General features: G+C 71.0%; 13 protein-coding genes. 4 read left to right on the forward strand and 9 right to left on the reverse strand.

The window, feature by feature from the left end; all coding sequences use genetic code 11:
• Positions 1-38: 38 nt before the first annotated feature.
• Positions 39-1,757 (reverse strand): MutS-related protein, encoded by a 1,719-nt coding sequence (locus tag WME85_RS31655; RefSeq protein ID WP_437826730.1) that lies wholly within the window; start codon positions 1,755-1,757, stop codon positions 39-41.
• Between the two features lie 205 nt (positions 1,758-1,962).
• On the opposite strand from WME85_RS31655, the gene WME85_RS31660 reads away from it, so the two are divergent.
• Positions 1,963-2,907: a BON domain-containing protein gene (locus tag WME85_RS31660; RefSeq protein WP_437826732.1), complete on the forward strand. Its 945-nt coding sequence runs from the start codon at positions 1,963-1,965 to the stop codon at positions 2,905-2,907.
• 72 nt (positions 2,908-2,979) lie between these two features.
• Here WME85_RS31660 and WME85_RS31665 read toward each other — a convergent pair whose 3' ends face one another.
• The 6 genes from WME85_RS31665 to WME85_RS31690 all read right to left on the reverse strand — a co-directional run bounded on the left by WME85_RS31665 (position 2,980) and on the right by WME85_RS31690 (position 10,030).
• A complete protein-coding gene (locus tag WME85_RS31665; protein WP_437826734.1) occupies positions 2,980-4,659 on the reverse strand; it encodes a protein kinase domain-containing protein in 1,680 nt (559 codons plus the stop codon).
• Between the two features lie 467 nt (positions 4,660-5,126).
• On the reverse strand, positions 5,127-5,936 hold the full coding sequence (locus WME85_RS31670; RefSeq protein WP_437826736.1) for a class I SAM-dependent methyltransferase: 810 nt from the start codon (positions 5,934-5,936) through the stop codon (positions 5,127-5,129).
• Between the two features lie 170 nt (positions 5,937-6,106).
• Positions 6,107-7,159, reverse strand: a complete 1,053-nt coding sequence (locus WME85_RS31675) for a 3-oxoacyl-ACP synthase III family protein (protein ID WP_437826738.1) — start codon at positions 7,157-7,159, stop codon at positions 6,107-6,109.
• A gap of 250 nt (positions 7,160-7,409) precedes the next feature.
• Positions 7,410-8,036, reverse strand: coding sequence for an endonuclease III (gene nth, locus WME85_RS31680; RefSeq protein WP_437826739.1), 627 nt, complete (start codon positions 8,034-8,036; stop codon positions 7,410-7,412).
• Between the two features lie 6 nt (positions 8,037-8,042).
• On the reverse strand, positions 8,043-8,798 hold the full coding sequence (locus WME85_RS31685; protein WP_437826741.1) for a c-type cytochrome: 756 nt from the start codon (positions 8,796-8,798) through the stop codon (positions 8,043-8,045).
• Positions 8,795-10,030 (reverse strand): YncE family protein, encoded by a 1,236-nt coding sequence (locus tag WME85_RS31690; protein WP_437826742.1) that lies wholly within the window; start codon positions 10,028-10,030, stop codon positions 8,795-8,797. The genes WME85_RS31685 and WME85_RS31690 overlap by 4 nt, the downstream gene beginning before the upstream one ends.
• Before the next feature lie 265 nt (positions 10,031-10,295).
• On the opposite strand from WME85_RS31690, the gene WME85_RS31695 reads away from it, so the two are divergent.
• Entirely contained in the window at positions 10,296-11,912 is a 1,617-nt protein-coding gene (locus WME85_RS31695; protein WP_437826744.1) for a metallophosphoesterase, read from the forward strand.
• A gap of 27 nt (positions 11,913-11,939) precedes the next feature.
• Here the strand turns inward: WME85_RS31695 and WME85_RS31700 are convergent, their stop codons facing one another.
• Positions 11,940-12,680, reverse strand: a complete 741-nt coding sequence (locus tag WME85_RS31700) for a 4'-phosphopantetheinyl transferase family protein (RefSeq protein WP_437826746.1) — start codon at positions 12,678-12,680, stop codon at positions 11,940-11,942.
• Positions 12,681-13,529, reverse strand: a complete 849-nt coding sequence (locus WME85_RS31705; protein WP_437826748.1) for a metallophosphoesterase family protein — start codon at positions 13,527-13,529, stop codon at positions 12,681-12,683.
• A gap of 230 nt (positions 13,530-13,759) precedes the next feature.
• On the opposite strand from WME85_RS31705, the gene gltB reads away from it, so the two are divergent.
• Both gltB and WME85_RS31715 read left to right on the forward strand, forming a co-directional pair.
• The gene (gene gltB, locus WME85_RS31710) at positions 13,760-18,364 is read left to right on the forward strand and encodes a glutamate synthase large subunit (protein ID WP_437826750.1); all 4,605 of its coding nucleotides are present in this window, start codon (positions 13,760-13,762) and stop codon (positions 18,362-18,364) included.
• Entirely contained in the window at positions 18,357-19,796 is a 1,440-nt protein-coding gene (locus WME85_RS31715) for a glutamate synthase subunit beta (protein WP_437302749.1), read from the forward strand. The genes gltB and WME85_RS31715 overlap by 8 nt, the downstream gene beginning before the upstream one ends.
• The last annotated feature ends 4 nt before the right edge of the window (positions 19,797-19,800 follow it).

Raw genomic sequence — 19,800 nt, forward strand, 5'->3', positions numbered from 1 at the left:
GATTTTTCCAGCCGCGGCGAGCGCGCCGTGCCGCGCGCTCAGCCGGGCTCGACCCGCCGGCGGTGCGCGCGCTTGCTGCGCTCGACCAGCGCGACGAGCTCCTCGCGCGTGACCCCGAGGCGCGCCGCGGTCCGCTGCGCGAGCGAGGTCCGGGCGACCCCGCCCACGAACTGGTACGTCGGCCACTGCTGCGCATCGAGCTCGACCTGCAGGAACACGAGCCGATCCACCGGCCGCTCCCGCTCGAGCCGCGCCGCGAGCTCCAGGAAATGGGTCGTGATGAAGGCCTGAGGGCGGAGCTCCGAGAGGAGCGAGATCACGAGCTGGAAGATCTCCTCCCCTTCGGAGGGGTTCGTGCCGGAGCAGAGCTCGTCGAGCACCACCATGTCGCCAACCTGCATCGCCTCGAACAGCGACCGGATGCGCAGGAGCTCCATCCCGAGGCGGCCCTCGCTCTGGTCGGCCTGCGCCTGCTCGATCAGCGACACGAAGAGCCCGTGGCACGGCGAGAGGCGCGCCTCCGCCGCCGGCACGAAGAAGCCCGCCTGTCCGAGCATCTGCGCGAGCGAGAGCGCCTCGAGCAGCCGCGTCTTCCCCCCCGAGTTGGGCCCGGTCACGATGACGGTCGCGTCGTGGTGCTCGGTCGCGATGTCGCACGGGACGATGCTCGCCGAGCTCGCGAGCAGGAGCGGGTTGAACAGCCCCTTGAGCTCGCGCCCAGGGGCCTCGTCGCGCGGGCCGCTTGGCCGGGCGATCTCGGGGCCGCCTGGCCAGGCGAGCTCGGGCAGGCAGACGGCGAGCCCGGCCGCGCGGGCGCGCTCGCGCAGCGCGAGGCCGGCGAGGTAGAACTCGAGATCTCCGAGCAGCTGGACCAGCGCGACGAGCTCGTCCTCGAGGCCCTCGAACACGCTGTTGACGTAGCGGATGAGCAGCTCGTCCTCGCTGAAGCGGTACCCCCGCCACAGCATCACGAGCTTCGTGACCACGCGCCCGAGCGGCGACTTGTAGAAGCGGTTCTCGTCGTTCTCGCGGATCGCCAGGGCGCGGAGGTCGCGGACGTGGCCGTCGGAGCCGACGCGGATGCGGACATCCAGCGTCGCGAGCTCCTCGTCGTACGCGAGCAGGTCCGCGAGGCGGCGGTACGCCTCGGTCTCGCGCACCGCCGCGCCGAACGCCGGGAGCCGGGCGAGGCCGGAGCGCGCGCCCGCGAACCCGTCGGCGAGCGCGTCGATCGCCTCCTTCGTGGCGGCGAGGATGTCCAGCCGGCGCCGGCTGCCCTCCCGGCGCGAGATGGAGATCGTCTCCAGCTGGCCCACCCAGCGGCGGAGCGCCGCGTACGCGCCCGTGAGATCGCGGCGCAGCACCTCCGAGCCGGTGAGCTCCCGGAAGATGTCGCGCCGGAGCTCGACTGTGTCGCGGTCGCTCGGCGGCCGGGAGAGGGCGCGGCCGAGCAGCGCCGGGCTCGGGATGTACGTGCGACCGTCGCTCGTGAAGTGCAGGCAGCCCACGATGAGCTCCTGGAGGAAGACGTGCTGCGCGAAGCGGGTCGGGTCCCACGTCGACGCGGGCAGCGACGCCGACTCGACGTGCCGATCGATCGCTCCCCCGGGCGCGCCGCCCGCGAACGCGAACGTCAGCGACTCCTTGACCGCCCGCGCGTCGACCCGCAGCGCCGGCCGGTGCGACAGGAGGTCGGGCGCGGCGCGCTGCCCGGGCAGGGCGTCGGGCGGGACGGGTTCCGGCGACGCCGCGCTCACGGCCTCGAGCCTACGACGCGAAAGGCCGGAGCGCTCGTCCGGCATCCGGTGCCGCCGCCGCGCGGCGGCAAGGGAAGTTCTCGGCATGGGCGTGCCGACAAGCGCGCAGCGCGGTTGTTCCCGAGCAGCCGGGTGCGACCGCGCTCATGGCACGACGTCTGCCTGGGTGGACGGCCGGAGATACACCATGAGCTACCGCTGCACGATGAGCAGAATACGCTGGTTCTCCGGCCCAACCATCCTCGCGCTCGCCCTCTTCGGCACGGCCTGCAGGAGCGAGAGCGAGAGAGCCGAAGGAGCGGTCCGCGAGCCAGGGGACCGGACGGGCGACAGGAGCGCGCAGCCCGAAGGCCAGCGCCAGACGCCCGGGCAGGAGGGGCGCGACCATGCCGAGCGGCTGGGCGACAAGGCCGAGCAGCTCGCCCGGGAGGGCCAGGAGCTCGGCAAGGAGGCGCGCGAGCAGGCCGCACGGGTGGGTGAGAAGGCCGAGCAGCTCGCCGAGCGAGGGCGCGAGGTAGGCAACGAGGTCAACAGCCAGATGAACAAGGTCGGCGAGCAGACCGGCGCCCTCAAGGACGACAAGGGCCAGGGCGGCCGCGACCAGGCCGCGCCGCCCGCCGCGCCGAGGGACCAGGGCGGCCGCGACCAGGCCGCGCAGCCCGCCGCGCCGAGGGACCAGGGCGGTCGCGACCAGACGGCGCATCCCGCCGCACCGAGGGACCAGGCCGCGCCGCGCAGCCCGCAGGGCCGAGAGGCGCAGCAGAACCAGGCCGGCCAGGCCGGTGGCGCCAGGGAGAAGGCGCAGCAACAAGGGAACGCCGTCGCGAGCACGCGCGAGGCCTGGACGCAGGCGGCGAAGGACGACGATTACCAGGTCAGCTTCGGCCGCGACGGGGCCGTCGTCGCGACCAAGGAGGCCAAGGACTCGGACAAGCGGCCGTCCGACGAGGAGCTCCGCAACGCCGTGGGGGGCAAGCTCGCGGGCAGCGATCACGAGGCCGTGAAGAAGCTCAGCGTCACCGTGCGCAACGGGGTCGTCACGCTGCAGGGCAGCGTCGTCAGCATCAAGGAGGCGACCGAGGCGGTGAAGGAGGCCATGAAGGCCGAGGGGGTCACCAAGGTGATCTCCTATATCCACCCCCAGTCGTGACCGCTGGCCTCGTCACCTGGCCATGGCGCCCATGCCCATGGGGCCAGGCGGGGCGGCCTCCGCCCGGCCCGGCTACTTGGCGTAATTGGTGGGCCGCAGCTTGACCGAGCGCTCGACGGACTCGGCTGGCGTCAGCGTCAGCATGATCGTCTCATCGAAGCAGTCGGACCTGGACACCATGACGACCTGTGTCCCGACGGGCAGCTCGGTCTTGAGCGGCGTCTTGCCGAGCGTCTTGCCCTTCCAGCTCACGGTCGCGTCGGGCGGGTCGCTCGCGATCACCACGCTCACCTTCGGGCCTTCCTCGGGCTTCTTCTCGACGGCCTCGCCGGTCTCCGCGCCGCGCGCGGCGACGGCCATGGGAGCCACGCCGACGGGCGCGCCCTTGCTCGCGGCGTAGAGCGCGCCCCCGGCGAGCGCGACGAGCGCGGCCAGGCCGGACGCCCCGACCAGGTAGCCGCGCCTCGACGTGGGCGTCGGCATCGACGTCGCGCGCAGGCTCACGGAGTCGCTCACGGGGGTCCTGGGCCGCTCGAGGACCGAGGACCGCGCAAGGCCCGAGGGCAGCGCGACCCCCGAGGAGCCCGACCGATCGAAGCCCGGCTGGCTGGGCTCGCCGAGATAGGGGAGCCTGCTCCCCGAGCCGGAGCCCGAGCGCGAGCTCGCTGGACCCATCGCGGCGCTGATGCCGCTGATCGTCACCGGGCCGGGGGCCTCGCTGAGCATCGAGGTGCTGGCCACCCGCTCGATCTGCGCCCTGATCTGCTGGCGTATGGTCGCCCGGTTCTCCGAATAGATGCCGCGCATGCAGGCGCCGAGGAACTCGCTGCGCACGTCCTCGCCCGACCACTGCAGGTAACTCTCGATGACGTCGCACATCTCCTGCGCCGTGGCGAAGCGCTTCGACGGCTCGCGATCGAGGGCCTTCGCGGCGATCTGGTCGAGCGCGATCGGGATCCCCGGGACGATGGTCGAGAGCCGCGGGACCTTCCCCAGCAGGAGCTGGTGCATCACGCTGATCTGATCGCCCTCGAACAGCCGCCTCCCGGCGAGGAGCTCCCAGAGCACGACGCCCACCGCGAAGATGTCCGCCCGTCGATCCACCGTCTTGCCGGACGTGACCTGCTCGGGCGCCATATAGGTCAGCTTGCCCTTGAAGGTGCCGCTCTCCGTCCGGGAGGAATTGACCGCGGCCTTGGCCACGCCGAAATCGACCAGCTTCACGGCGCCGTCGTACGTGACGAAGATGTTGTGCGGAGAGACGTCGCGGTGAACGATGCCGAGCGGCCTTCCATCGAAATCACAGAGCTCGTGCGCGTAATGCAGGCCGCGCAGCACCTCGGCGATGATCCGGAGCCACGTGGCGCGAACGAGCCCGCCCGTGCCCGGCTCCCGGTCGGCGGCCGATTTCATGACGCGCTTCAGCGGCTGGCCTTCCAGGTACTCCATCACGATGAAGTAGCCTTCCTGATCGCTGCCCACCTCGTAGGTCTGGACGACGTTCGGGTGGTTCATGCGCGCCGACAGCTTGGCCTCATCCATGAACATGAGGACGTGGCGGTCCTCCTCGTCCGCGAAGCTGCGAAGGCGCTTGACCACGACCAGCTTGTTCACGGAGGCCGGCCCGTGCGCCATCGCGAGGAAGACGTCGGCCATCCCGCCGCGGCCGAGCTTCGCAATGGGACGATAGCGGCCGAGACCAAGCTGGGTCGGCGTGTCTCTCAGGATCGAAGCTCCGTGTTCTCCGGTCACACCCACCTCAGTATGCAAAATTCATTAATTGCGGGTCCAAGTCAATACTCAATACGAAGAGTTTGTGGCGTCGTCGCCGGGGCAACATGCCCCAGTGCGCGAGGGGCGAGAACCGTGTGAGAAAGAAGGGCACGAGACGACATCCGAGCACAGCCGCTCACGCGGGTGTCGGCGCGCGCTCCTCCATGCAGCCGCTGCCGCAGCGCTTTTTGTTCGATCTGCGTTCGATCTGCGTTCGATCTGCGTTCGATCTGCGCTGGAACTGCGCTGGATCTGCTTGCCGGCTCGGGCGTTGGTCGCTGTGCAGGCCGGCGCGCCAGGTCGATCGCGCTGCGGACGCGGAGTTCGACGCGGGCGGTTTCAGAAAGGTAACAAGGACGACGCCACGTGCAATCTGTCGCGGCCCGGACGGCAGAAAATCCGACTCTGTCTACGTCCAGCCCCCGCTGCGGCGCTCCTGGCGGCGCTCACGGGCGGGCCGCGATGACGCCGGCGAGCTCGAAATCGAGCGGGATCCCCTCGGGTTCCCGGTACACCTCGAGCCGGGCGGCGAACTCGTCACAGAGCGGCTGGAGCACCTCCGGGGGGAACTCCCGCAGCGCGGCGTGGGTCACGAACCCGCTCTCCTGAAGCCACCCGGCCACCTGCGCTCCGGAGCCGAACCAGAGCCGAAACCGGTGGGTCCAGGCCTCCACACTGCAGAGCCCGCCGCGCTGGAGTAGCTCGCTGACCTGCCCGGCGCTGTCCGGGACTGGCAGCTTCACCCTGCCGAGATCGAGCTCGTCCGTCATCCGGCAGTAGATCGCGTACGCCTGCGGCGTGCTGCTCGAGAGGTTCGTGAGGATCCCGGCGCGACCGCCGGGCCGGAGGATGCGCCCGAGGCGCGGCAGCGCTGACCGCCAGTCCAGGTAGGCCAGACAGAAGCGCAGGGTGACGATGTCGAAGCTGGAGGCCCCGGCGCTGCCGAGGAAAGACTCGGCCTCCGCGCACCGCGTCGAGAGCTTCAACCCGGCAGCCGCGGCCCGCGCCCTGGCGGCCCGGAGCATCTCCTCGGAGCAGTCGACCCCGATGACCTCGCCGGGCGCGACCTGCCTCAGCATCTCCACGGTCTCGCTCCCCGTGCCGCACCCGAGGTCGACGCACCGCGCGCCCGGGACGAGCCCGAGCCCTGCCGTGAGCCGATCCTGAGGCGTCCTCATGTGGCGCCCCCACCGGTCGTCGTACCGCTCGGCGATGCGATCGTAGACCGACCGCACCAGCTGACTCGCGTGCTGCACCCCCCGTGCTCCTTCCCTGCCTGACCCCCAGGGCGGGCGCGAACGAGATCGGCGCACCCCTCGGCCGGCCCGGAGGCGAAGCGAGAACGGTGCCAGGCCCAGCAAGGCGGCCGGGCCGGCGGTGCGGTTCGTGTTTCGTGGACAGGCAGCGGCTCAGCCGCGGCGGCGGCTCAGAGCTTCCAGAGCGCGCAGCCCCAGTGGACGCCGGTGCCGAGCGCGAGCACCATCGCGAGCTGCCCCTTCTTCAGCCTGCCGGCGCGCAGCTCCTCGTCGATGAGGATGGGCACGGTGGCGCCGCTCGTGTTGCCGAATCGGTCGATGTTGCTCGGGAGCTTCTCGACGGGGACGCCGAGATCCTTGCGGATGTGCTCGTTGATCCGGCCGTTCGCCTGGTGAGCCAGGAACACGTCGATCTGCTCGATCGTGACCCCCTGAGAGGCACAGAGCTCCCGCGCCGTCGCCGGGAGCTTGGTCACCGCGAACTTGAAGAGCTCGCGGCCATCCATGCGGGGGATGTGCGCGTCTTCCTCGAACGACCCCTGCTTCCAGTACGGGCGCGAGCGGAAGCCGCCGCCCGGGACGTAAAGGAGCTCAGCAAAGCGTCCGTCAGAACAGATCTTGTTGCCGCGCAGGCCCGCGTCCCTGTCGGTCGCGCGGATGACGAGCGCGCCCGACCCGTCGCCGAACAGGACGGCGAGGTTCCGGTGCCTGTCGGCGCGCGCGCGTGCCTCCGGCGTCGCCGATCTGCCGTTCTTCGGGTCGAGCGCTCCCCAGTCCTCCCAGGGCATGAAGCCGGCGTGCGCCTCGGCGCCCACGAACAGGACGGTCTTCGCGGCCCCGGTCTGGATGAGCCCGTCGATCGTCTGGAGGCCGAAGAGCATGGCGGCGCACTGCTGCCGGATGTCGAGCGCGGGGACGCCCGGAATGCCCAGCTTCGCGCCGAGCAGCGCCCCGGAGCCGGGGAAGATGTAGTCCGGCGTCATCGTGGCAAAGAGGATGTAATCGATCTCCGAGGGGGAGATGCGCGCGGACTCGATCGCGCGCTTCGCCGCCTCGCAGGCGAGGTCGCTCACCCCGACGCCGTCCGGCGCATAATGCCGCTGGTGGATACCGGATCGCTGGTAGACCCACTCGTCGGAGGTCGTGATTACCCGCGCGAGGTCGTCGTTGGTGACAGGTTCGCCGGGCACGTAGTGCCCCGTCCCGATGATCTCAAATCCCATCTTTGCCACCTGGGTGCCTTACTCGAACCGTACGCCCGCGGCGACCGGGAACCGCACCGACCGACGCCCGAAACGGGCCAAGGTGCCGCGCGGTGTGACGCAGCGTGGGCGGACGCGCGCCCGCGCTCGTCGGCGCGGTGCGCCCTGCTTGACGTCCGCCGGCGTCGCGGATAGCCTGGCGCCCTTCGCATCGGCGGTGGAGCCAGCCGCGGCCGAGTCCGGCGGCGCGCACGCTGCCCGGGCGCCGCGATCAGCGTCGGCGCGCGGCCCAGCTGCAGATGAGACAGCCCGCCATGTCGTGGCGCAGCGCCGGGCAGTGCTCGCGGCCGAAGTAGATGAGCTGCAGGTGGAGCTTGTTCCACTGCTCGGGGGGGAACGCGCGCTTGAGGTCGCGCTCCGTCTCGATGACGTTCTTTCCGGACGAGAGCCCCCAGCGGGACGCGAGCCGGTGAATGTGGGTGTCGACAGGGAACGCGGGGTGGCCGAAGGCCTGCGCCATGACCACCGAGGCCGTCTTGTGACCGACGCCCGGCAGCGCCTCCAGGGCCTCGAACGAGGCCGGGACGACGCCGCCGTGCTCGCGCGCGATCCGCTCGCTCAGCGCCTTCAGGTTCTTCGCCTTGGTCGGCGCGAGCCCGACCGTCCGGATGAGCCGGGCGATCTCCTCGACGGGCACCTCCGCCATCTCCGCGGGGGTCCGGGCGCGCGCCAGGAGCGCCGGCGTCACCGCGTTGACCATCTTGTCCGTCGTCTGGGCGCTGAGCATCACCGCGACGAGCAGCGAATACGGGTCCTCGTGGGCCAGCGGAATGGCCGGCTGCGGGTACAATCGATCGAGGACCTCGCCGATCCTCGCGGCTTTCTCGGCGCGCTTCACGGGGTGTCAGGGCAGATCGTAGAACGAGAGGAGATCGCCGAACTCCTCGTCGGAGAGGGCCTCGAGAGAGAAAGGCGGCATCTGGCCGCCGTAGCCGACGAACCCGCCGTGCCGGACCTTCTCGACGAAGACCAGCAGCCGATCGGCCTCTGTGTACTCGCCGAGCGGGTGCTCGTCGAGCGTCTGGTCGGGCAGCGCCGGAGCGCGCGCGACGAGCCTCCCCTCCCCCGAGTGAGCGCGGCCGTGACATGAGGCACAGGCGCGCTCATGGATGAGCTCGCCGTTCCTGGGATCGCCGGGCGGCGGCTGGCTCAGCGCGTAGACCGGCGTGAACGGGACGGCCTCGGCCGCCTCGCCGTCGCCGGGGAGTGACTCCAAATAGGCGTACATGGCCTGGGCCGCCTCGTCGTCGGCGGTCCAGGGCAGGTCCTTCGTCATGAAGTAATAGAGGCAATGGTTGATCGCGGCGAGGAGGTCGACCTCCTGCCCACCCCAGTAATGCGGGCGATTCACCGCGCCGGCGAGCGACGCGCCGGGGAGCAGGGCGTCCCCCGCCTCGCCGGGGGTGGCCTCATGGCAGGTCGCGCAAGAATAATGGTTGAAGCTCGTCTCCGCGACGGATGGGTCGCGGAAGAGCGCCGCGCCGTGCTCGACGGCGGTCGCGTCGACGATCTTCGTCTCGGGATCGCCTGAGCATCCGTTGACGCCGCCAACGAGCGCCGCGCAGGCGAGCGCGGCCGCGAGGCCTCCGGGCGCCCTCACGGCGCCTCCGCCGCGACGCGCGCGAAGGCGTCGGGGTAGAGGCCCACCTCGGTGTCGCTGAGCGTCTCCAGCGTCTCGGGATCGAGCCGGAGCACCCTGCCAGGAGTCTCGGTCTGATCGCCCTCGCAGACGAGGAAGAGCCCGCCGTCCCCCTCGAAGCTCGCGATGTGGGGCCTGAAGCATTCCCCGGAGAGATCGCGATGGGCGAGCGTGTTGTTGTTGTCGGCCACGTCGATGAGGAAGATCGCGTCGGGCACCTGGGTCGGCACGTAAACGCGGCTCGAGTCGGGGGTCCACGCCACGAAGTACGGCGCGCCGAACAGCGGCAGGTTCGTGTCGGCGTCCTTGAACGTCTCCGATTCGACATCGAAGAAGCGCACATCCCTGCTGTGGGTGTTGCTCACGGCGATGGTCTTCTGATCCGGGGACATGACCGCGGCGTAGGGCCCGTAGGACGGGTTGAACCGCGACGGGCTCGGCCCCACGGGGATGCGCTTCACCTCGGCGCCGGGGTCCGTGAGGTCGACGATCGCGAGGACGTCCTCGCCATAGCAGGCGACGTAGGCGCGGGCGCCGTCCGGGCGCGAGAGGGCTATCCCGTGGGCGGCGATGCATACAGGGACGAACACCGGCTCGGGCGAGCCCGAGGGCAAGACCCGCTCGGGCTCGATCACCGCGAGCGACGAGCGCGCCGCATCGATGTCGCGCGGGTTGTCGATCGCGCGCTTCAGATCGTAATGGGAGACGACGAGGCGGCTGCCGTCCTCGGAGATCACGAGGTCGCCAGGGTTGGGCTCGACGCGGACTTGCCCCAAGACGCGCATGTCGTCGAGCGCGAGCTTCTGGACATAGCCGGCCATCGTGCTCGATCCGTGGCTCGCGTGGGGGCCGACGGTGCCGGCGAGGACAGGGTACGACAGCGCGACATAGAGCGCGTTCAGCGAGGGATCCACCGCCACATGATGAGGCCCGTCGATCGTCACGGGATCGCGGCCCACGGGGCGAACGCCGAACCGCTCCCCCGTCGCGAGCGAGATGAGGGAGACCGTGTCGGAGCGACTATCGCTCACCACCCCCATTCCCCCTTCCGGGATCACAATCTCGGGGAGCCGGCTCGGATAGGCCTCCCCCTCGTACGCACCGTAACGGGTTTCGATGATGGGATCTGGCTCGCTGCAGCCCGCCAGCGCCGCCGCCGCGAGCGCGCAGCCCAGGAATCGCAAAAGGACCATGGATGACCTCGAGAGGGAGCCCGGACGCGCCGCATCCTAGCAGCAGCTGGCGCGGAGGCCGGGACCCCGCCCTACCACGGTTCAGTCCGCCCGTGCGCCTCCGCGTGACGCCCCGCGGCGTTCCCCGCCAGGGCGCCATGTTGCCAGCGCCACGCTTGTTCAGACAGTCTTGTTTCCTCGATCGGCGCCAGCGCGCGACAACGACTCTACCGGGGGAATGAACATTTCTTGATCAGGCGCGGTGGTGTTGTCATGTAAGGAAGCGATGAGCCAGACACGAGCAGCGGGCACCGGAACGGCAGGGCACTGCAGGTCGCTGGCGGCGCGCGCGCGGCGAGCTCGCCCCGCGGCGCTCTTCTCCGCCGCGCTGGCGATCGCGGCCTGCGCGCCGGAGGAGTCCCTCGCGCCCGCGCCCCTCCCCGCGCCGAACCCGCTGCCGGCGCTCCGCGGCGCGCCGCCGCTGACGACCGATCTCACCTTGATCCCGCGCTCCGCGGTGCTCGATCCGCCGGACAGGAACCCCTCGATGCCGGACGAGATCGAGACGATGCTCGCCGAGGGCTACGGGGAGGTCGACCTCGGGCCGGGCCTGCCGCTCGCGCCGGCGACGCTCGACGGCACCCCGCCGCCGCCGCCCGGCCCGGGGTCGCGGCTCCTCACGCGCTTCATCCACCTCGCCGACACCCAGCTCGCCGACGACGAGGCGCCCGCCCGGCTCGCGATCTTCGACTCGCCCGGCGCCTTCGCCTCGGCGTACCGCCCGCAGGAGGGGCACGAGTGCCGGATCCTCAACGCCGCCGTGCGCACGATCAACGCGCTCCACCGGAGCACGCCGCTCGACTTCGTCCTGCTCGGCGGCGACAACGCCGACAGCGCGCAGACCAACGAGATCTCGTGGTTCACGTCGATCCTCGACGGCGCCGAGCGCGTCGAGTGCGACTCGGGCGACGACGACGACCCCGTGCAGGGCCCGGACAACGACCCCAAGGACCCGTTCTTCGCTGAGGGGCTGCTCGTGCCGTGGCGCTGGGTGACCGGCAACCACGACGTCCTGCACCAGGGGAACTTCCCGGTCGACAGCCGCGCCGAGCTCGCGGTGGGGAACATCTCGGAGGGCGGGACGCGCGACTGGTCGCTCCCGGGCGGTCCGGTGATCACGGGCGAGGTCGTCCCGGACCCGAGGAGAGCGCTCCTGACCCGCCCCGCCCTGCTCGAGCAGCTCGCGGCTTCAGGCGACGGGCACGGGATCGGGCCGGAGACGCGCGCGTACGGGAAGGCGTTCTACGAGTTCGACGTGAAGGACACCCCGGTCCGCGTCATCGTGCTCGACACCGCCGCCGAGACCGGCGGCGCGAACGGCGTGATCGTCCAGGACGACGTCGACCGGTTCATCCGCCCGGCGCTCGACCGCGCGCAGCGCGAGCACAGGTGGGTCGTGCTCGCGTCCCACCATTCGTCGCGCCTGCTCGGCGACGGCTCCTTCGCCGGCACGGGGGCGCCCAAGGTGCCCGGCGCGCTCAGCCCCGAGGCGTGGCAGGCGTTCGTGGGCGGCTACGACAACGTGCTCCTCCACCTCGCAGGGCACACGCACGTGCACCGGCTGACCGAGGTGGCGCCCGCCGGCGGGCACGCCTACTGGGAGCTCGAGACCTCCGCGCTCGCCGACTACCCCCATCAGGTCCGCGTGATCGAGATCTGGGACGACGACAACGGTTTCGTCACCATCCGGGGCGTCGCCCTCGACTACGCCGTCGACGGCGACCCGGTCGCCGCCGAGGGACGACGACGGGCCATCGTGGACTTCACCTCCGGCTTCGGCGACGACGGCAGCGGCGCGCCCGAGTGGCGCAACGTCGAGCTCTCGATCGAGCGGCCAGACTGATCCCGCGCGCGGTCGCCGCGCGGCCGCTCACCCCCGGTCGAGCAGCGGCACCGTCTCCCGGAGCTCGATCGACAGCGGAGGGTCGGCCCCCTTGCGGACGGCGGCGGCCATCATGTGCCGCGCCGACGGCCGGTAAAGCGCGAACTGCCAGGCCGCGCGGTCGTCCTCGAGCCGCGGGTCGAACGAGATCCCGATCTCCGGCCCGTCGTCCAGGTGGAACGAGAACTGGTCGAGCGGGATCGCGAGCCCCATCCCGCGCGCCTTGATGTACGACTCCTTGAGCGTCCAGTACTCGAAGAAGCGCTCTCCCTGCCGCCCCGACGGCTGCGCGCGCAGCGCGCGCACCTCGGCGGGCGAGAAGAACCGGTCGGCGATGTCCATCGCGCTGTTCGAGCGCTCGGTGTCCTCGACGTCGACGCCCACGTCGCGGTCCAGCGCGACGAGGCAGGCGATCAGCCCCTGCGTGTTGGACAGGTTGAACCGGAGCGGCGGCACGCCCGCCGGCCCCGCGATCGACGGGCGGCCAAATTCGTTCCGGACGAACGTCCACGCCTCGGGCGCGACCGGCGCGTACTTCGAGAGGACCGTGCGCACGAGCGCCCGCGTGAGCAGGTACTCGTGCCGGTTGTTGGCGAACAGGAAGCGCGCCTGCTGCGTCGCCTCGTCCGGCGCCATCAGCCGGTGGTACGCCGCAAGCAGGGCCTCGTCGCGGACCGGATCGGAGAAGACGTACCAGAGGTGCGCGACATCAGGAGCGAGCTCGAGCATCTACGTCCCCAGCGGAGCCGCGGTCGCGGGCCCCGGCAAGATCTCCCGCAGGCAGCTGTCGGCGGTGCGATCGGCGGGGCGCTGGCGCGGGTAGCCGAACGACACCTCCTCGAAACGAACACCATCGATCCAGTCGGTGCGGGGGATGTGGAGGTGCCCGGACACGACCACCCGCGCCCGGAACCGCGTGTGCCAATCGTGCGTGCGGCGCGTCCCGCACCAGATCGAGAAGCGCGGGATGCGCCACAGGCGCACGAGCTCCTCCCGCAGCGGGAAGTGGTTGATGAGCACCGTCGAGCGCCCCTCGATCGCGGCGAGCCTCGCCTCCGTCGCCGCGAGGCGAGCCCGGCACCACGCCGGCCGGCTCGCGTGCGGGGCCGGGTCGAGCAGCTCCTCGTCGCTGCAGAGGACGCCGCTCTCGATCGCCCACGCCACCGCGTCGCGCTCGGCGACGTCCGCCGGCCGGAAGCTGTAGTCATAGAGCAGGAACATCGGCGCCAGCACGTGCGGCCCGCCCTCGCCTTCCCAAAGCACGTAGGGGTCCTCCGGCGTAATCACGCCGCGGCTCCGGCACAGGTCGACCAGCCGCTCGTACCGCGCCTGCCCGCGCAGCCCGCGCGGCCCGCCGCGCTCACTCGGCATCGTGTAGAGCTCGTGGTTGCCCGGCGTCCACACGAGCTGCTTGAACCGCGGGCCCAGCGTATCGAGCACGTAGAGCAGGTGCTGCTCCGTCTCGCCGAGGTCTCCAGCCAGGATGAGCCAGTCGTTCGGCCGCGGCGTGATGCGCTCGATGGCCCACCGGTTCTCCGCATAGCCGACGTGGAGATCACTGAGTGCGAAGAGCTTCATCGTAATGCTACGTGACCTGCGGCCGAGCCGGCAGGCCGGCCAGCCCCACCCTCACCACGGGCGGCGACCGGCGTCCACTGCCGCGCGCCGCCCCCCTCCCCCGCCCGGACCCGGGTAGAGGGGGAGCGAGCCCCCCGATTTAGGCCCGATTCCGCCGGACCTGGCGCGCCGCATTAACTAGGGCTCCAATCCTTGTGCCACATGTGCTACGCGCGTGTGAAGTCAGCACCATGCCTCTGCCCCAACGACAAGGTCTTTACGATCCGGCTTTCGAACACGACGCCTGCGGTCTCGGATTCGTCGCCACGCTCCGCCGTGAAGCGACGCACGAGGTCGTTCGCCAAGCGCTCGAGATCCTCGAAAATCTAACCCATCGCGGCGCCGCTGGCTGCGACCCCTGCACCGGCGACGGCGCGGGCGTCCTCCTCCAGATCCCGCACGAGCTGTACGCCGCGTCCCTCACGGCCCTGGGCATCACGCTGCCTGCTCCCGGCGACTACGCGGTTGCGACGGTGTTCTTCTCGCAGAACCCGGCGCGGCGCCGCCAGTGCGAGGCGATCCTCGAGGCGGCGGTCGTGCACCACGGCCAGCGCGTCCTCGGCTGGCGCGACGTCCCCATCGACGACGCGGCGATCGGTCCGGTCGCGCGCGACTCGCGCCCCGCGATCCGCCAGCTGTTCATCGGCAGGGTCGCGCCTCGCCAGTCCTTCGAGCAGGTCCTGTATGCGATCCGCAAGCGCGCCGGCCGCACGGCCCACGCCGACGACTTCTACATCGCGTCCTGTTCGTCGCGGACGGTCGTCTACAAGGGCCTGATGCTCGCGGAGCAGGTCTCGGCGTTCTACCCCGACCTGTCCGACAAGCGCGCCGTGTCGCGGCTCGCGATGGTCCACTCGCGCTTCTCGACGAACACCTTCCCCACGTGGGAGCGCGCGCACCCGTACCGGGTCATCGCGCACAACGGCGAGATCAACACCCTCCGCGGCAACACCGCGTGGATGAGCGCGCGCGAGGCGCTGCTCAAGAGCGATGTCTTCGCGAACGCGATCGAGGACTTCAAGCCGATCATCCGCCCCGGCGGGTCCGACTCGGCCGCGCTCGACAACGTGGTCGACTTCCTGCTCGCGAGCGGCCGGTCGCTGCCGCACGTGATGATGATGCTCGTGCCCGAGGCCTGGGCGCTCGACCCGGACATGTCGGCCGAGAAGAAGGCCTTCTACGAGTACCACGGCTGCCTGATCGAGCCCTGGGACGGCCCCGCGGCGCTGTGCTTCACCGACGGCCGCCTCATCGGCGCGACCCTCGACCGCAACGGGCTGCGCCCCGCGAAGTACGTCGTGACGAGCGACGGGCTCGTCGTGCTCGCCAGCGAGTTCGGCGTGCTCGACATCGAGCCGGCGCGCGTCATCCAGAAGGGGCGCCTCCAGCCGGGCAAGATGTTCCTCGTCGACACGAGCGAGGGCCGCGTCGTCAGCGACGACGAGATCAAGCGCCGCGTCGCGACGCAGAAGCCCTACGCGGCCTGGGTCGCCGAGAACAAGATCGACCTGCGCGCCCTCGAGGACGTGCCGAGCCTCTACACCATCCCGCACGCCGACCTCCGGACCCTGCAGCAGGCCTTCGGCTACACCGACGAGGACCTGCGCATGATCCTCGCGTCGATGGCGACCCTCGGCGAGGAGCCGGTGGGCTCGATGGGCATCGACATCCCGCTCGCCGTCCTCTCCGAGAAGCCCCAGCTGCTCTTCCGCTACTTCAAGCAGCTGTTCGCCCAGGTCACGAACCCGCCGGTCGACCCGCTCCGCGAGGAGATCGTGATGTCGCTCGTGAGCTGCGTCGGCGGCGAGGGCAACCTCCTCGAGGAGACGCCCCGCCAGTGCCGGATGCTCGAGCTGCCGCACCCGATCCTCACGCAGGACGATCTGTCCAAGCTGCGCAAGAACGTCTTCCCTGATTTCCGCGCGGCCACGCTGCCGATGTACTTCTCGGTCGACGGTGACCCGGAGGACAACCTGCGCAGCGCGCTCGCGAAGCTCTGCAAGGACGCGAGCCGCGCGATCGCCGACGGAGCGAGCATCCTCATCCTCAGCGACCGCGGCATCGACGAGACGCTCGCCCCGATCCCGAGCCTGCTCGCGATGGGCGCCGTGCACCACCACCTCATCAACGAGGGGACGCGCACGCGCGCCGGCGTCATCGTCGAGACCGGCGAGGCGCGCGAGGTCGGCCACATGGCGCTGCTCATCGGCTACGGCGCCGGCGCGGTGAACCCGTACATGGCGTTCGAGTCGATCGCGACGATGTGCCGCGACAAGACCCTCGGCGACCTCTCGCCGTCCGCGGCGAGCTCGCGGTACGTGAAGGCGCTCAAGAAGGGCATCCTGAAGATCATGTCGAAGATGGGGATCAGCGCGCTCTCCAGCTACCAGGGCGCGCAGATCTTCGAGGCGATCGGCATCGATCAGATCGTCATCGACGCGTACTTCACCGGCACGGCGTCGCGCGTCCGCGGCGTCGGGCTGCGCGAGATCGCGGAGGAGGCGCTCGCGCGCCACCAGGCTGCGTACGGCGAGCGGGCGCGCGCGCACCTCGACGTCGGCGGCCACCACCACTTCCGCGTGTTCGGCGAGCGGCACCTCTGGACGCCGCAGTCGATCTCGACGCTCCAGCGGGCGGTCCGCCTCGACGACGCGAAGAGCTACGCCGACTACGCCGCGATCATCAACGAGCAGCAGGAGCACCCGATGTCGCTCCGCGGGCTGTGGGACTTCAAGCCCGCGGGCCCGCCGGTGCCGATCGAGGAGGTCGAGTCCGCCGCCTCGCTGGTCAAGCGGTTCGCCACCGGCGCCATGTCCTTCGGGAGCATCTCGAAGGAGGCGCACGAGACCCTCGCCGTCGCGATGAACCGCATCGGCGCGCGGTCGAACACCGGCGAGGGCGGCGAGGACTCGGCGCGCTTCATCCGGCTGCCGAACGGCGACTCCAAGCGGAGCGCGGTGAAGCAGGTCGCCTCCGGGCGGTTCGGCGTCACGGCCGAGTACCTCGTCAACGCCGACGAGCTGCAGATCAAGATGGCGCAGGGGGCCAAGCCCGGCGAGGGCGGCCAGCTCCCGGGCCACAAGGTCGACGCGGTGATCGCGAAGGTGCGCCACTCGACCCCCGGCGTGACGCTGATCTCGCCGCCGCCGCACCACGACATCTACTCGATCGAGGACCTCGCGCAGCTCATCTTCGACCTGAAGAACATCAACTCGAAGGCGCGCATCAGCGTGAAGCTCGTCGCCGAGGCGGGCGTCGGCACCATCGCCGCGGGCGTCGTGAAGGCGCACGCCGACGTGGTGCTGATCAGCGGGGACTCGGGCGGCACCGGCGCCTCCCCGCTCACGTCGATCCACCACGCGGGCGTGCCGTGGGAGCTCGGGCTCGCCGAGGCGCACCAGGTGCTCGTGATGAACGGGCTCCGCGGCCGCGCCATCGTCCAGACCGACGGCAAGCTGATGACGGGCCGGGACGTCGCGTTCGCCGCCCTGCTCGGCGCCGAGGAGTTCGGCTTCTCCACGGCGCCGCTCGTGGCGGCGGGCTGCATCATGATGCGCAAGTGCCACCTCAACACCTGCCCGGTCGGCATCGCCACCCAGGACCCGGAGCTCCGCAAGAAGTTCACGGGTACGCCGGAGCACGTCATCAACTTCTTCTTCTACGTGGCGGAGGAGCTCCGGCAGATCATGGCGAGCCTGGGCTTCCGGACGCTGACCGAGATGGTCGGGCGCTCCGACTGCATCGTGCAGCGGCGCACCGGCCTCCACGCGAAGGCGAGGAAGATCGACTGCTCCGAGGTGCTCTACCGCCCGAAGGAGGCCCTCACGAGCCCGACCCACTGCGTCGAGCCGCAGGACCACAAGCTCGACCGGGTGCTCGACCTCAAGCTAATCGAGCAGGCGCGCGCGACCATCGACGGCGGCCCGCCCGTCGTCATCGAGACCCGCGTGAGGAACTCGGACCGGACGCTCGGCGCGATGCTGAGCGGCGAGATCGCGCGCCGCCACGGCAGCGCCGGGCTCCCCGAGGACAGCATCGTGGTGAAGTGCGCCGGCAGCGCCGGCCAGAGCTTCGGCGCCTTCGCCTCGCGGGGCATGACGATCGAGCTCGAGGGCGACGCGAACGACTACGTCGGCAAGGGCCTCTCGGGCGGCGTCGTGGCGGTGCGCCCGCCGCGCGAGGCGCCGTTCAAGCCGGACGACCAGGTCATCGTCGGCAACGTCGTGCTCTACGGCGCGACGAACGGCCGCGCGTTCTTCAACGGCCGCGCGGGCGAGCGCTTCGCGGTCAGGAACAGCGGGGCCACCACCGTCGTCGAGGGCGTGGGCGACCACGGCTGCGAGTACATGACGGGCGGCACCGTGATCATCCTCGGCACCACCGGCCGCAACTTCGGGGCTGGCATGAGCGGCGGTCTGGCCTACGTCTTCGACGAGGACGCGCTCTTCGAGGCGCGCTGCAACAAGGAGATGGTGGCGCTCGAGACGATGACCGCGGCCGACGCCGAGTCGGTGCGGGCGCTGCTCGAGGAGCACGTGCGGCGCACGGGCAGCCGCAAGGCGACCGAGCTGCTCGACTCCTGGCAGGCCGTCCTGCCGAAGTTCGTGAAGGTCGTCCCGAGCGAGTACCGGCGCGCCCTCGAGGCAGCGTCGGCGCCCGCGACCAACGGGGCGGACGCGACCGACGGGATCGTGTCCCTCCTTTCACCCTCCACCCCCTACGTTTCCACTGGACGTTACATCCCCGCCAACGCGGGTCCCGCGAGCACGGGAGAGAGGTCGGCCGCCCATGGGTAAGGTACGAGGCTTCCTCGAGATCCAGCGGGTCGACATCAAGAAGCGGCCCGTCTCCGAGCGTTTGAACGACTGGCAGGAGTTCGAGCTCCCGATCCCCGACGCCGAGCTGCGCGACCAGGCAGCCCGGTGCATGGACTGCGGCATTCCGTTCTGTCACGACGGCTGCCCGCTCGGGAACCTGATCCCCGACTGGAACGATCACATGTTCCGCGAGCGCCTCCCCGAGGCGATCGCGGCGCTCGACGCGACGAACAACTTCCCCGAGTTCACCGGGCGGGTGTGCCCGGCGCCCTGCGAGGCGGCGTGCGTGCTGAACATCGAGGGCAAGCCGGTCACGATCAAGAACGTCGAGCGCGGCGTCGCCGATCGCGCGTTCGAGCGGAACCTCGTGGTGCCGGTCATCGCGAAGCAGCGGACGGGCAAGCGGGTCGCGGTGATCGGCTCGGGGCCCGCCGGCCTCGCGGCCGCGCAGCAGCTCGCGCGCAAGGGGCACGACGTCACGCTCTTCGAGCGCGACGACCGCATCGGCGGCCTGCTCCGGTACGGCATCCCCGACTTCAAGATGGAGAAGCACCTCATCGACCGGCGCATGGAGCAGATGCAGGCCGAGGGGGTGACCTTCCGCACGGGCGTCAACTGCGGCGTCGACATCACCGGCGACGCGCTGCGCGAGCAGTACGACGCCATCGTGCTCTGCGGCGGGGCGCGCCGGCCGCGCGACCTGCCGGTGCCGGGCCGGGAGCTCAAGGGGATCTACTTCGCCATGGATTTCCTGACCCAGCAGAACAAGCGGGTCGCCGGCGACGTGATCCCCGACAGCGAGGCGGTCTTCGCGACGGACAAGCGCGTGGTCGTCATCGGCGGCGGCGACACGGGCTCCGACTGCCTCGGCACGAGCCACCGCCATCGCGCGGCGCACGTGACGCAGCTGGAGCTCCTGCCCCGCCCGCCCGAGCAGCGCTCCCTGACGAACCCGTGGCCCGCGTGGCCGCTCATCCTCCGCTCGTCGTCCTCGCACGAGGAGGGCGGCGAGCGGGACTGGTCGGTGTCGACGACCGCGTTCCTCGGCGACGAGCGCGGGAACGTCCGCGCCCTCCAGGCCACGCGGGTGAGCCTGGAAGGCGGGAGGTTCGTGCCCGTCCCCGGGAGCGAGTTCGAGATCCCGTGCGAGCTCGTCCTGCTCGCGATGGGCTTCGTCGGCTCCGAGCGCGAGGGGCTGCTCGAGCAGCTCGGCGTGGCGATGGACCAGCGCGGCAACGTGAAGGCCCCGGGCGGGCGCACGAGCGTGGAGGGCGTCTTCGCCGCGGGCGACATGTCGCGCGGCCAGAGCCTCGTCGTCTGGGCCATCGCGGAGGGGCGCAAGGCCGCCGAGGCGGTCGATGCGTACCTGATGCAGCCGGCGAAGCGCCGGCTGGCGCTCGCGGCGAGCTAGAGCG

The organism is Sorangium sp. So ce1153, from assembly GCF_051521595.1.
GTDB lineage: Bacteria > Myxococcota_A > Polyangia > Polyangiales > Polyangiaceae > Sorangium.